The 12,740-nt window shown below is 62.7% G+C and carries 13 protein-coding genes; 5 read left to right on the top strand and 8 right to left on the bottom strand.

All coding sequences use genetic code 11. The annotated features are described in order from the left end of the window. Nucleotides 1–22 precede the first annotated feature (22 nt). Together MHX66_RS05150 and MHX66_RS05155 are read left to right on the top strand one after the other, a co-directional pair. Nucleotides 23–952 (top strand): ribokinase, encoded by a 930-nt coding sequence (locus MHX66_RS05150; protein ID WP_239200878.1) that lies wholly within the window; start codon nucleotides 23–25, stop codon nucleotides 950–952. Then, a complete protein-coding gene (locus tag MHX66_RS05155) occupies nucleotides 953–1,987 on the top strand; it encodes a nucleoside hydrolase (RefSeq protein ID WP_239200880.1) in 1,035 nt (344 codons plus the stop codon). Between the two features lie 53 nt (nucleotides 1,988–2,040). Here the strand turns inward: MHX66_RS05155 and MHX66_RS05160 are convergent, their stop codons facing one another. The 3 genes from MHX66_RS05160 to MHX66_RS05170 form a co-directional block, all read right to left on the bottom strand. Continuing rightward, nucleotides 2,041–2,292, bottom strand: a complete 252-nt coding sequence (locus MHX66_RS05160) for a hypothetical protein (RefSeq protein WP_239200882.1) — start codon at nucleotides 2,290–2,292, stop codon at nucleotides 2,041–2,043. Nucleotides 2,293–2,500: 208 nt separating this feature from the next. After that, nucleotides 2,501–2,803: a hypothetical protein gene (locus MHX66_RS05165; protein WP_005292506.1), complete on the bottom strand. Its 303-nt coding sequence runs from the start codon at nucleotides 2,801–2,803 to the stop codon at nucleotides 2,501–2,503. Between the two features lie 47 nt (nucleotides 2,804–2,850). Continuing rightward, on the bottom strand, nucleotides 2,851–4,212 hold the full coding sequence (locus tag MHX66_RS05170; protein WP_239200884.1) for an inorganic phosphate transporter: 1,362 nt from the start codon (nucleotides 4,210–4,212) through the stop codon (nucleotides 2,851–2,853). A 573-nt stretch (nucleotides 4,213–4,785) separates the two neighbouring features. Here MHX66_RS05170 and MHX66_RS05175 point away from each other — a divergent pair. Then, nucleotides 4,786–6,159, top strand: a complete 1,374-nt coding sequence (locus MHX66_RS05175) for an MFS transporter (RefSeq protein WP_071057669.1) — start codon at nucleotides 4,786–4,788, stop codon at nucleotides 6,157–6,159. A gap of 87 nt (nucleotides 6,160–6,246) precedes the next feature. After that, nucleotides 6,247–7,260 (top strand): bile acid:sodium symporter family protein, encoded by a 1,014-nt coding sequence (locus MHX66_RS05180; RefSeq protein ID WP_239200885.1) that lies wholly within the window; start codon nucleotides 6,247–6,249, stop codon nucleotides 7,258–7,260. A gap of 46 nt (nucleotides 7,261–7,306) precedes the next feature. Here MHX66_RS05180 and MHX66_RS05185 read toward each other — a convergent pair whose 3' ends face one another. The 5 genes from MHX66_RS05185 to MHX66_RS05205 are packed head-to-tail and all read right to left on the bottom strand — an operon-like array spanning nucleotide 7,307 to nucleotide 11,478. Beyond that, nucleotides 7,307–7,867, bottom strand: coding sequence for an NUDIX domain-containing protein (locus tag MHX66_RS05185; RefSeq protein ID WP_239200887.1), 561 nt, complete (start codon nucleotides 7,865–7,867; stop codon nucleotides 7,307–7,309). Nucleotides 7,868–7,915: 48 nt separating this feature from the next. Then, nucleotides 7,916–8,308 (bottom strand): branched-chain amino acid transporter permease, encoded by a 393-nt coding sequence (locus MHX66_RS05190; RefSeq protein ID WP_005292516.1) that lies wholly within the window; start codon nucleotides 8,306–8,308, stop codon nucleotides 7,916–7,918. Further along, nucleotides 8,309–9,061, bottom strand: coding sequence for an AzlC family ABC transporter permease (locus tag MHX66_RS05195; protein WP_239200889.1), 753 nt, complete (start codon nucleotides 9,059–9,061; stop codon nucleotides 8,309–8,311). It abuts the gene before it with no gap. After that, on the bottom strand, nucleotides 9,062–9,868 hold the full coding sequence (locus MHX66_RS05200) for a hypothetical protein (RefSeq protein ID WP_005292521.1): 807 nt from the start codon (nucleotides 9,866–9,868) through the stop codon (nucleotides 9,062–9,064). Further along, nucleotides 9,865–11,478, bottom strand: coding sequence for a CCA tRNA nucleotidyltransferase (locus tag MHX66_RS05205; RefSeq protein WP_239200891.1), 1,614 nt, complete (start codon nucleotides 11,476–11,478; stop codon nucleotides 9,865–9,867). The genes MHX66_RS05200 and MHX66_RS05205 overlap by 4 nt, the downstream gene beginning before the upstream one ends. 431 nt (nucleotides 11,479–11,909) lie before the next feature. Here MHX66_RS05205 and MHX66_RS05210 point away from each other — a divergent pair, with 431 nt between their 5' ends. After that, on the top strand, nucleotides 11,910–12,725 hold the full coding sequence (locus MHX66_RS05210; protein ID WP_239200893.1) for an NUDIX hydrolase: 816 nt from the start codon (nucleotides 11,910–11,912) through the stop codon (nucleotides 12,723–12,725). Nucleotides 12,726–12,740 lie beyond the last annotated feature (15 nt).

A 12,740-nucleotide genomic window follows, 5' to 3' on the forward strand; every position in this document is an offset into this window, starting at 1 on the left:
TTCTTCAGTATTCTGGGGAACCATGAGAGACTCCAACGCCACCGTCGTCGTATCCGGCACCACCAACGTCGACACCTTCGTCACTGTCCAGAACTTTCCCCAGCCAGGGGAAACGACCATCGCAGAACCCGGCATAGAGGGGCTGGGCGGAAAGGGCGCTAATCAGGCGGCAGCCTGCGCACACATGGGCGTCAATACCGTGCTTTTGTCTGCGGTAGGCAACGACCCGCAGGGCGAACTCGCAATCACAGAGCTGCGCGAACACGGCGTAAACACCGACTACATCGTAAGTAGCCGACAGCCAACCGGTCGGGCGTTCATCATGAATGACCCGAGTGGCGAGAACATCATTATCGTTACCTCGGGCGCGAACGAGCTGGTCAGCCCTGCCCAGCAGCGTGAAACCGTTAAGGAACTACGCCGCCAGGGGCCCGTGCCGATTGTGCTTGCACAGGGTGAACTGACCCCCGAGCACAGTGCGGAGCTGCCGAAGCTGGTGGAGAACTCGGACTCCCGGCTGGTGCTAAACCTCGCACCGGTAACCACACGCGATCCCGACCTACTGGCAGCTGCCGATCCACTGGTGCTGAATGAGGGCGAGGCCGCCGCGGTGCTCGACGCCGCCCCCGGCACGCCCATCGAGGAACTGCTGGATCGCCTGCGCCACATCGCTCGCTCTGTGGTGGTTACTTTGGGGCAGCGCGGAGCCATGATTGTGGAGGGTGACGCCGAACCGGTGCACATCCCCGCCGTCTACGTGGAGCGCGTCGTGGACACCACGGGTGCAGGTGATGCGTTCTGCGGCACGCTCGCGGCGGCGCTGGCGCAGGGGGAGGACCTGGTGGATGCGTGTACGTTGGGCGCGGCCGCCGGGGCGCTGGCCACGCAGAAGCGGGGCGCAGCTGGCAGCTACGCGACCGAAAACGAAATCCGTCGACTAGGAGAAGCATAAATGACTCAGAAGATCATCCTGGACTGCGATCCGGGGCACGACGACGCAATCGCCATGCTCCTAGCCTGGGGAAACCCTAACCTGGACCTGTTGGCGGTCACGACGGTGGCGGGCAACCAGACGCTGGAGAAGGTAGCCAAGAACGCCCTGGCGCTGGCGCGCGTCGGCAACATCACCGGCATTCCCTTCGCCGCCGGAGCGGACCGCCCGCTAGTAGCGCCGCAAATCATTCCGGAGGAAATTCACGGAGACAGCGGCCTGGACGGCCCTCAGTTGCCTGCCGCCGGAGCCGAGCTGGATTCACGCCATGCGGTGAACCTCATTGCGGACCTCATCCGCGACAACGAGCCGGGTAGTGTGACCCTCGTCCCCACGGGGGCGCTGACCAACATCGCCCTGTTCGCCCGTATGTATCCCGAGCTGGTGAAGCGCGTCGGCGGCGTCACCCTGATGGGTGGTGCGCACCACGCGGGCAACATGACCCCGAGCGCCGAGTTCAACATCCTGGCCGACCCGGAGGCCGCGAAGATCGTGTTCGGCGCGGGTTGGCCGGTGACGATGGTCGGGTTGGACGTCACACACAAGGTGCTGGCCACGCCGCAGCGGATGGCGCAGCTGGCAGAGGTCGACACGGACGTGGCGAAGTTCATCGCGGAGCTTGTGGAGTTCTTCGGCGGTGCGTACATGAAGGAGCGCCACTACCCCGGCCCACCGATGCACGACCCGCTGGCCGTCGCAGCCGTGGCAGACCCGCAGGTCGTGCGCACAATCCTGGCGCCCATCGACGTGGAGACCAAGGGGGAGCTGACGCGCGGGGCGACCGTCGTAGATCTGCGGCGCACCTGGGGAAGCCAGGGTGGCGGGCAAGATCCGACGGCCCTGGGTACGGCGGATGATTCTGATTTTGACGCCACCGCCTCCGCCGCCGCAGCGGGCGCTACCCTGCGCACCCGCGTGGCTGTGGACGTCGACGCAGAGCGCTTCTGGAGCCTGCTGGTCGAAGCGCTGCAGCGGATTGGGAATACGGGGTTTTAAATAAGGGCCTCTAAAGGGGTTAAGCGGCCTGCGCAGCCGACCAGCCGACTTGGCTAGCGCAGCCAGCCAAAGCCTAGTAGGTAGTTCTCGACGTCTAGGACGTCCTCCACGGTGGCGTCACTACCCAAAACCGTACGGTGCGCGGCGGCAATGTCGCTCGTCGTTGCCGGGATTAGGTTCTGGGTGAACAGCTCCATAGCAACGCGCTCCACGGCCGGGGTGCTATCCAGCACTTCAAGGCCGGTCCCGGTGGAGCTCGTGAATACTGTAGAAACCTTGCTCAAGATCTCGTTGAAGGTCATCATTGGGCTCACCTCTTCGCTTTCAAGTTGAATGGTGCCTTCGCTCTGCGGCACTCCATACAGATACCGCAATGGTTGCAACGATTGAATCTACCAACAAATTTCCGAGAATCCACCTTTTTGTCTAAAAAACCTCAAAAGGCCAGCAAAGTGACCCAAGTCACCTCGCTAGCCCAGAGTTTGTAGCTGCGAGCCTAAAGCTACATGCAGCCTAGTGGTGGCCGCCCATTCCCGGGAACAGATTCCAACCGAAATAGTGGTTCAGCGAGTCTTTCGCGACCCACACGATGGCCAGGACGATCACGAACGCCAGCACCGCGTAGACGGTCCATCCCAGAACTTTCATCTGGGTAGAAGCTTCGGTATCCCCAACAATCACGCCGTTGTCGTCGCGAATTGGGTCACCGGTCATGCAGCGCATGCCCAAGGAAAAGAGGATCGGGATACCGGCACCGAACAGCAGCGCCAAGCCAGCTACTCGGATGATGGCCTCGAAGATTTCAGCAACAGTCATTGTTCTTCACGCTTTCTATGTTTGTTAGTGGCGAAGCTGCGCGAGGCTTACTTGCCTGCGTTACCTGCGTTGCCTGTGCTGCCTAGACCGGGGTGTTTCGGATCCGCGACGACCTCGGCGACAGTATCGGAAGGGGTGGGGTAGCCAGCGCCAACCATCTCCGGGTCGTGCTCGGTGGTGGGGTCGCGGTCAGTGGTCTGCGCGGCGGCAGCGGTGGTACCAGTCTTGATGGAAGAGTCGACGGACTCGGAGTTCGGATCCCAGTCGTCATTGACGTTGTTCGCATCGACCGGATTCATGCGAGCGCGGACAACAATCACGACGGTCATGGCGATCAGCAGGATGAAGTCGACGATCACGCCGCCCATGGTGTTGGTCATCTTGGACACACCGGTGGCGATCCACCAGGAAACAAAGCCAACCACGGCGGCACACGGCAGGGTAATCAGCCATGCGGCAACCATGCGCATTGCCACACCCCAGCGAACTTCAGCACCCTTACGCCCCAGACCGGTACCCAGGATGGAGCCCGTGGAGACGTGGGTGGTGGACAGTGCCATACCGCCGGCGGCGGAGGTCAAGATAATGGCAGCGGAGCTAGACTCTGCGGCCATACCCTGCGGGGACTCGATCTCCACCAGGCCCTTGCCCAGGGTGCGGATCACGCGCCAGCCGCCGGACAGGGTGCCTGCCGCGATGGCCACTGCACAGGCGATGATGACCCAGGTCGGGATTCGGGCTGCCTCGTCTGCGGAACCAGCCGCCACAAGAGCCAAGAAGATCACGCCCATGGTCTTCTGCGCGTCACCGGCGCCGTGTGCCAGGGAAACCAGGCAGGCGGTGACAATCTGGCCGTGGCGGAAGTGTTCGTTCTTCACCTTGTGCGGGATGGTGTTGGTCACCCAATAGATCATGAACGTACCGACCGCGGAGACCATTGCCGCGATGAATGGGGAGGCCACTGCCGGGACAATGATCTTGCCCATGATGGAACTCCAGGCAACACCGCCGGTACCCAGGGCAGCAAAGGCTGCACCGATCAGGCCGCCGAACAGCGCGTGGGAGGAGCTGGAGGGCAGTCCCAACAGCCAAGTGAACAGGTTCCAGAAGATACCACCGATCAGGCCGGTGAATACGACAAGCAGCAAGGCATCGCCGTCACTGCCGCTGGCTAGATCATAGGAATCGAGGTTGACGATGCCCTTCGCGACCGTTGCGGCCACGTTGACGGACAGGAATGCGCCGACCAGGTTCAGAGCAGCAGAGATGGCGACTGCCGTGAACGGCTTCAGCGCACCGGTAGCGATGGAGGTTGCCATCGCGTTGGCCGTGTCGTGGAAACCGTTGGTGAAGTCGAAGGCCAGTGCGGTGAGCACCACAATGACCATGATGATGAGTGTCGTTGTCACAACTGTGACCCCTTACATTAAGTAATTTCTATTACTGGCGGTGAATTCGGAATAGGCCAGTAGCCAAACACTCGAGTGGCTCCTGTGGAGTTCCGACAGGAAATTAAGCTACTCCGCCCCCTATTGCTGAACAACATTGCAGAATTTAGCCCCGCTCTATCCTTGAATTTTCTTCTCCGTCGGCGTTTTAGCTGGTACAAGCGATTTTCTTAACGCCACACTCCAAACCCTATCGCATTGAACAAACACCCCCGCGTCAATTTAGCGTAAAAGATTCATGCTCGCGCCGGAATTTGTTAACCTTGCGTTCATTTCAGCCAGGATTGCTACCCGATGATTGATAACTCAATCTTTAGGCCTTATCGGAAACCTATTGATGTATTAGAGTGCTAACCAAATGTTCTGCTGAAGTTTTGACATAACACACGGGAGCCACCCATGAACTCCACCAATCCGCACGCCGACAACGCACCATCCGGAAAGCCCGGTGGCGAGGCCGACGGAACCACAGCCGCAGCTGCGGCAGCCTCACCGGATCCAGTCGACTCCCGCCCCGGCGGTATCGGCCTACTCATGACCGTGCTGATCACCGCGGCAGTAGCATTCCAGCTCAACGCCTCGATGCTCTCTCCGGTGCTAGCCACCATGGCCCGCGAGCTGAATACTGACGAGGCCGCCACGGGGCTCACCCAGACTGCCTTCTTCACAGGTGGCGCCATGTGCGGCCTATTCCTGCCACGCCTGTCGGACATTGTTGGCCGCCGGAAGATCCTTGTCATCATGCTGGGTGTGATGTCCCTCGGCGGACTCATCGCCGCGCTGGCGCCCAACATTGGCGTACTAATGGTCGCCCGCGCGATGCAGGGCATCGCCGGCCCCACAATCCCCATGACTCTGATCATCCTGCGCAGCCAGGTCAAGGAGGAGGTCCGACTGGGCACCCTCATGGGACTGCTCGCAGCCATCAACGGCGGCGTCGCCGGTATCGACGTGATCCTAGCCGGCTGGATGGCGGAGCACTGGGGCTTCCGCTCCGTCTTCTGGCTCATCGCCATCATCGGCACCATCGCCACCCTGGTCATTGCTTTCGGCGCGCCGGAGTCCAAGCCGTCGGACAATGTGAAAATGGACTGGGCTGGTGCTGCCCTGCTGGTGGTATCGGTACTCTGCATCACGTTGGGCGTCAACGAGGCAGGCAAGGCCGGCGAAGCAAACTGGCTGTACGTCATCGCCATGTTCATCGTTGGCGCGATCGTCTTCCTGGCCTTCTGGAAGTACGAAAACCGCCACGATCAGCCACTGGTCGCTCCGATGTACCTGGCCCGCCGCCACACCTGGGCACTGCTGGCCACCACGGTTCTGACCATGACCGGCGTGTTCGCAGCAGTCAACGGCCTGGCTATCTCCCTGGCTCAGAACCCGGATGCAGGCTTCGGCCTGGAGGCCGACAAGGCCTCCCTGTGGCTGCTGACCCCCTACGCCCTCATCGGCTGGGCCGTCGGCCCCTTCGCCGGCCGCTGGGCACCGAAGGTGGGCTACGGACGGCTGATCATCATCGCCAACATCGCCAGCGCGGCTCTCATGCTGGCCTTGGCCTTCGTCGGCGTGCACTCCCTGCCGGTGCTGATCATCACCGTGATCCTATTGGGCGTCACCTACGCGGGTATCGGCAACATCGTCATCAACAACCTGGGCGTGGTGAACTCCCCGAAGGATAACGAGGGCTTCCTGCCCGGCATGAACTCCGCCGCCTTCAACCTGGGCGCAGGCGTGTCCTTCGCCGTGCTGCCGGTCTTCCAGGTCGCAGGCTCCCCGCAGGGCTCGGATTCTGCCGCCGGTTACGTCACCGCGTTCATCGTCGCAGCGGTGATCCTCGGCATTGCCGCGGCCGTGGCGACGCTGATCCCGAAGCAGACCGTCGCGGAGCTCGACCGCGCCATCGTCTAGTTCACGCAGGCGCCCAACCCACCCTCGCTTGATCCGTTCTGGACGGTTAGGGGTCGCGGGGGCGGGGCGTCAATAGAATAAAAGCCCATGGCAGCAAAACAGTCGCTATGGCATCGCATCATTAATTACCGGCCGGACTTCCTCATTGTCCTGATCGTCATCGCAGTCGTCGCGGCGATCATTGTGCCCGTGCGCGGCGAGGCGGCGGATGTCGCCAACATCATCACGAAGGTCGCCATTGCGTTCCTGTTTTTCCTCTACGGCGCGCGCCTATCGCCGCAAGAGGCCCTGAAAGGCCTCATGCACTGGCGGCTGCACCTGCTGATCATGGTGTTCACCTTTGTGGTCTTCCCACTGATCGGCGTGGCGATGATGCCGCTGAAGGCGGCCATCGGAAACGAGCTCTACCTGGGCATTCTCTTCTGCACCCTCGTGCCTTCAACGGTTCAATCCTCCGTCGCATTCACCAGCATCGCGCGCGGCAACGTAGCCGCCTCGATCGTCGCTGCCAGCGTCTCTAGCCTTCTGGGAGTGCTTTTCACACCATTGCTGGTGCTGTTGCTGATGTCTTCTTCGGAAGGCTTTCATATTGACGCCACCACGTTCCTCGACATCGGAGTCCAGCTACTGCTTCCATTCGCCATCGGCCAGCTGCTGCGCAGGTGGGTGTATAAATTCGCGGCCTCCAAGGCCACGAAAAAGGTGGACCAGATCTCCATCGGCCTGGTGGTGTACGTCAGCTTCTCGGAGGGCATCGTCTCCGGCGTGTGGAGTTCCGTCAATTGGCTGACGGTACTAGGCCTGGTGCTGGGCTCCATCGCGCTGGTGCATGTGATGCTGGGCGTTACCAGCTTGACCTCGCGAAAGCTGGGCTTCGACTATGCGGACCAAGTGGCCATCCAGTTCGCGGGCACTAAGAAGTCCCTGGCCTCGGGTCTGCCGATGGCGGCAGTGATGTTCGGCGGGGCGAGCCTCGGCATGATGATCCTGCCGCTGATGATCTTCCACCAGGTGCAACTGGTGATCTGCTCCATGCGCGCCAGCTCCTACGCCGCGCGCTTCCCCGAGGGCGGGAAGACCACGGGCGCGCACACCTGGTAAAAGCTCGGGCTGACGCGGGCACGGAGCCTGCCGCGCACTTGCCGCACTATTCCGGTTTCTGCAACCGCTTCACGTAACCCATACGCGGACGGAAACCCGCCGGATGCTTCATATGCGCCACCGCGTCAGCGATCACCAAGCGGAAGCGTGGCTGCATCGGCGGCATCTGCGAAATCGAATACCAGCCCACCTGCGTCGACTCGTCATCGCCAATCACCGGCTCGTCGTTGAACTCGCCGGTCTCGGGGTCGGGGATCACTGTGCAGCGGACGGTGGTGTCCACGTAGCTGGTGACGTCTCCATTCGGGTACTCCACCGGGCCGACCTGGCCTACACCCAGCAGCGCGTCCACCTGCACGTGCAGGCCGGTTTCCTCCCGCACCTCGCGGATTGCCGCCAGGTGAGGTTCTTCCCGCGGGTCCACAATTCCCGTCACGGGAGTCCACTGACCATCGTCGGCCCGCTTGACCAACAGCACCTCCGGCACGGCCCAGATAGGCGCGTCCTCCGGAACGTCCCGGATGACAATGGCCGTCACGCCCGGCAACCATAGCTCGTCGTGGCCAATCTTCTTGCGCAGTTCAACGATAAAATCTGGGGTCGGCATGGGCGCCATTCTACGGTGCTGGGACTAGGTGTGGCGGGGGAGGGGGCGTCAAAAAACAAGGTTCACCAGAACCAGATACAGCACCGTGCCCAACAGGATCGACAACGTGGCCGAACGGCGCCATAGATGCAGGGCAACGGTGAAGACCAAAGCGATGCCGACCGCCGCGAGACCGCCAGGCGCATCCGCCTGGCCGGAGACGGTGTAGACAACCAAGAGGGTCATCACGCCAACGGGCATGGCCAGGCCCAGCCAGGCAACAAGGTCGGACTCCCGAAAGAAACGCAGGGCGGCGAAAGGCAGGCCGCGCAGGCCGAGAGTAACCAGGAAAACCGAGCCGAGGATCGCCAAGGTAGGGCCGAGCTCCACTCCCTCTGGAAGGCCCGCGGCGGCCTGCAGGTGTACGGCGGGCGCGGCAAGCGCGCCAGTAGTGGCGGTCAACTACTCCACCTTCCGGGAGGCAGCGTTTTCCGCGCCGACCTTCAGCCGTAGCGCGCGGTCCAGCGGCGGGCACAAGAAGCGCACGATGAGGCTCACGAAGTACAGGCTCATGCCGATCATCAGCATGTTGTCCGGCGAGACCAGCAGGCCCACGGCCCCACACAGCGCCGCCACAATCGGCAGGGAAAGGTCCTTGTAGCTCACGAAGGCCTCGATCGCCAACACTGTGAACAGGGCGATCAGCGCAAACTCCATGCCCTGGATCTCGAAGGGCAAAGCACTGCCGAACAGCGCTCCTAGCAAGCCACCGCCGACCCAGCCGATCTGAAGCAGAATCTGCACCGCCATCACGCGGGCGGTCGACCACTTTGCGTCGCGCCGGGCGGCGAGAATCGCATACGTTTCATCCGTCAGCGCATAGATGCCATAGGCCTTGGCCAGCCAACCGCGCACCTGGGCGATGGGATAGTTCAGGGCGTAGAACGCGTGGCGGAAGTTCACCAGGAATCCGTACAGCGCCGCGCTGAGCGGCCCCACACCACCCGTGACCAGCGACACCGCCAGGAACTCCATGGAGCCCGCGTAGATGACGAAAGAGAAAATCGGCGCCCACCACCACGCGAAGCCGACCTGGGTGATCAACAGGCCGAAGGCTAGGCCCAGCGGTACCATGCCCAAGGCCACGGGCCAGGCGTCGGCGATCCCGGCGCGCCATTGATCGTTTCTGGCGTGACGTGTGGTGTTCGGGGCCATCTAGTTGCGCTCCGGGTGGCTTGCCCAGGTTGCGAACAGGTTTTTGGGGAACGGGCTGTTCTTCATAATCTGACGCCACGTCTCCGCCGGTCGATCCGTGAACACATCTTCTGCGGTTGCGGCTTGGAGGTCAGCGATCCCGGAATCCAGCCAGCCACGCACGTCAGTGGCACGCAGGAGGACGTAGCTGTGGAAGAGGCGTAGGCCGCACAGCATGGAGGGGTCCACGTGGCCGACAACCTGCGCTACCTGCTCGTCCACACTGGGTGCCTCTTCGGCGGTGCTGATCAGCATGAACTGTCCGCGCGCGCCGAAGCGGGTGGGGGCGGGGGCTTCAGGGCTACTCGGGGTAGGTAGGTTGGTGGCGTCCAGCTCCAAACGGTCAGTGTCTAATAATCCGACGGCGAGCACGACGGGTTCGTTGTCGCCACCGATGAAGAAGACCTTCGGCTTGGTGAGCTTGTCCGCCAGCGCGGGCAGGTGGTTGGCGACGGCTTCGCTGCTCATGAGCCCCAGGCGGACAGCCACGATGGTGGCGCCGCTGGCCTCCGGGCTATCACCGGCCTCCAGATTCTCCTGCACTTCCAGCACCAGTAGCGCGTCTGCCCCGGGCAGCCCCGGCACGGCAAGCACGCCGGGCGAGGTGCCGAAGGCATCCACGAACGCCTCCAGGTGCACAGGGTCGATGTCCGCTGTGTCGAGGTAGCCATCCGGGTCCACGACCGCGGCTGGCGCCTGGAAGATCACGTCGCCGGGCTGCACGTTGAACTGGTCGTTCATGCCGTTCGGCTGCTGGTCAGCGCTCACTTTTGCGCCCCACCTTTCTGTTCGTCCCACCATTGTTTCAGCGCGGCGATGGCGTCCTCGCGCTCCATCGGCCCGCGATCCAGCCGCAGCTCCTTCAAGTACGCCCAAGCCTTGCCCACATCGGGGCCGGGCTTGAGGTCCAGGATCTGCATGATCTCGTTGCCGTCCAGGTCGGGGCGGACGGCAGCGAGGTCCTCCTGCTCCTGCAGCTGCTCGATGCGCTTTTCCAAATTGTCGTAGGTGCGCTGCAGCCTCTGGGCCTTTCGCTGGTTGCGGGTGGTGCAGTCTGCACGCACCAGCAGGTGCAGCAGTGGCAGCAGCTCGCCGGCGTCGTTGACATAACGGCGTACGGCGGAGTCGGTCCAAGTGGATTCGTTGTTGTCCTTTTCCCCTGCGCCACGGCGAGCGTCCTGGTTCTGCCCCTTGCCCTGCGTGTCCGCGTAACCGTGGAAGCGCATGTGCAGAAACACCAGCCGGCCGATGTCCTGGACGTGCTGCTTGGAGTACTTGAGCTTGCGCAGGCGACGGCGGGTGATGCGCGCACCGACAACCTCGTGCTGGTGGAAAGTCACCGCGCCGGATTCAGTAAACGCCCTGGTGTCGGGCTTGCCGATGTCGTGCAACAGCGCGGCCATGCGCAGTTCCAGCGAGGGCTCCAGCCCGCGCTCGGCCTCCAGGTTCACGGCGTTGCGAAGCACCTTCAGCGAGTGCCAGTACACGTCCTTGTGCTGACGATGCTCGTCTTGCGTGAGCTTCAGAGCCGGCAGCTCCGGCAGCACGTGGTCAGCCAGGCCGGTCTCAACCATCAGGTCCAGCCCCACCCATGGCGCCGCGCCAAGCATCAGCTTGTTCAGTTCAACAGCCACGCGCTCGACGGTGATGCGGCTGATCTGCTCGCTCATCGCCGCCATTGCTTCCTTGACTCTCTTTGTGACGCCGAATTCCAGCTGCGAGACGAATCGGCAAGCGCGGAGCATGCGCAGCGGATCGTCGTTGAAGCTGATCTCCGGGCTATCCGGGGTGTCTAGCACTCCGGCCTGGAGGTCTTCGAGGCCGTTCAAGGGGTCGCGGAGCTGGTGGTTTCCGTCGGGGGAGAGTTCCAGTGCGATGGCATTAGCGCGGAAATCGCGGCGGATTAGGTCTCCGTCGAGGCTGTCGCCGAAGGAGACCTCGGGGTTGCGGGACTGGCCGTCGTATTGGTCGGCGCGGAAGGTAGTGATCTCCAGGATCTGGCCCTTGACCAGCGCTGATACAGTACCGTATTCAATGCCTGTGTCCCACACTGTCTCTGCCAGAGGCGTGACAATGTCGACGATGGCCTGCGGCCGGGCGTCCGTAGTGAAGTCCAGGTCGTGGGAGAGGCGCCCCAACAGGGCATCCCGCACCGACCCGCCGACGAGGTAGAGGCTGTGGCCAGCGTCTTGGAAGGCCTGGGTAAGCGGCAAGAGGTCGCGGTCAAGCGCGCGCAGGGAGGTAAAGACCTCCTGCAGCATGCCTTCAATGGTGCGCGGCTTTTCCGGCGCAGCGGCCGAGTTTGCGGGGGAGTGGGCGGGTTTCGTCACGTTGCCAGATTCTACTAGCCCCCTCGGACCGGCCAACGGCCCCCTCATAACCTCCCAAACCTCCCGCACAGGCGCCAAGTCCCCCTCAAATCCTCCCCAACCCCGCGCACAGGCGCCAAGTCACCCTCAAAATCTCCCTAGATGGGCGGTGAATGTCGTTAGAACGGGAATACGCCGAGCAGAAGCTAACGCCCAGAAAATCCGCAATCCTCTGACCAGGCACTTTGCATAATCGACGCTCGCTTTCAATAACGTATTCCCGTTCTAACGACATTCACCGGCTTACGGCCTGCCGGAACCCCAGAAGCCTGCACACGCGCACCACCAATACCCGCACACCGCCCACGCACCGCCCGCAGCCCATCCCACGCGCCAACCCGCGCACCACCCGCAACTAGTTACAAATTCAGTTACAATTTCGCCTCCACTCGCTTCCATTCAGTTCCACATTGCACAGATAACCGGCTATCGTTATCAGAATGAGTGGAAACGACAGCACCGGAAACGGCACGCCCCGCCGCCGGCGCCGCCGTTCAAGAAGAAGGCACCGCTCTGGCAACAGCCAGCGCGGCCAAAACTCCCAGCAGCAAGGCTCCCAGTCCGGCCAGCGCAGCCAACAGAGCAACGGCCAACACGGCCAGAACTCCCAGAATAGCTCCAACCAAGGCAAACGCAAGAGCAACAGGAACCAATCCCACCGCAGGAAGGGCGCCAGCTCCAACTCCAACAACCGCAACCGCCAGCGCAACCGCAATAACTCGCGCCCGCGTTCTTTCGACGAGCACTCCAGCCTGCCGACCTCCGTGGAGACCTCCGCGGGCGGCCTGGTTCTTTCCGGCCTGGCGGAAGCCGTGCAGCCAAATGGCGAAGTCGACTTCTCCGCAATCTACGTGGCCCTCATCGGCCGCCTGGATCGCCGCGGCAGGCTGCTGTGGTCCATGCCGAAGGGGCACATCGAACCGGATGAATCCCAGCACGCCACCGCCGAGCGCGAGGTGTGGGAGGAAACAGGCGTGGCCGGGGAGGTCATCGCCGACCTCGGCACCATCGACTACTGGTTCGTCTCCGAGGGCATCCGCATCCACAAAACCGTCCACCACCACCTGCTTCGCTATGTCGATGGGGACCTGAACGACGAGGATCCGGAGGTCACCGAAGTCCGCTGGCTGCCCGTCAACCGCCTGATCGAGCACCTGGCCTATGCCGACGAGCGGCGCCTTGCCCGCCAAGCCTTCGATAACCTCGCCGATCTCGCCCGCGCCGAGGCCGAGGCTGGCCGTGCCACGCCACGCTAAGGAGCGCTAACGGAT

This window comes from Corynebacterium sp. ACRPH (assembly GCF_022347285.1).
GTDB lineage: Bacteria > Actinomycetota > Actinomycetes > Mycobacteriales > Mycobacteriaceae > Corynebacterium.

Bases quoted from the DNA above. Each gene is read 5' to 3' on its own strand.
- MHX66_RS05150 (WP_239200878.1), top strand. From the start codon at position 23: ATGAGAGACTCCAACGCCACCGTCGTCGTATCCGGCACCACCAACGTC.
- MHX66_RS05155 (WP_239200880.1), top strand. From the start codon at position 953: ATGACTCAGAAGATCATCCTGGACTGCGATCCGGGGCACGACGACGCA.
- MHX66_RS05160 (WP_239200882.1), bottom strand. From the start codon at position 2,292: ATGATGACCTTCAACGAGATCTTGAGCAAGGTTTCTACAGTATTCACG.
- MHX66_RS05165 (WP_005292506.1), bottom strand. From the start codon at position 2,803: ATGACTGTTGCTGAAATCTTCGAGGCCATCATCCGAGTAGCTGGCTTG.
- MHX66_RS05175 (WP_071057669.1), top strand. From the start codon at position 4,786: ATGACCGTGCTGATCACCGCGGCAGTAGCATTCCAGCTCAACGCCTCG.
- MHX66_RS05180 (WP_239200885.1), top strand. From the start codon at position 6,247: ATGGCAGCAAAACAGTCGCTATGGCATCGCATCATTAATTACCGGCCG.
- MHX66_RS05185 (WP_239200887.1), bottom strand. From the start codon at position 7,867: ATGCCGACCCCAGATTTTATCGTTGAACTGCGCAAGAAGATTGGCCAC.
- MHX66_RS05195 (WP_239200889.1), bottom strand. From the start codon at position 9,061: ATGGCCCCGAACACCACACGTCACGCCAGAAACGATCAATGGCGCGCC.
- MHX66_RS05205 (WP_239200891.1), bottom strand. From the start codon at position 11,478: ATGAGGGGGCCGTTGGCCGGTCCGAGGGGGCTAGTAGAATCTGGCAAC.
- MHX66_RS05210 (WP_239200893.1), top strand. From the start codon at position 11,910: ATGAGTGGAAACGACAGCACCGGAAACGGCACGCCCCGCCGCCGGCGC.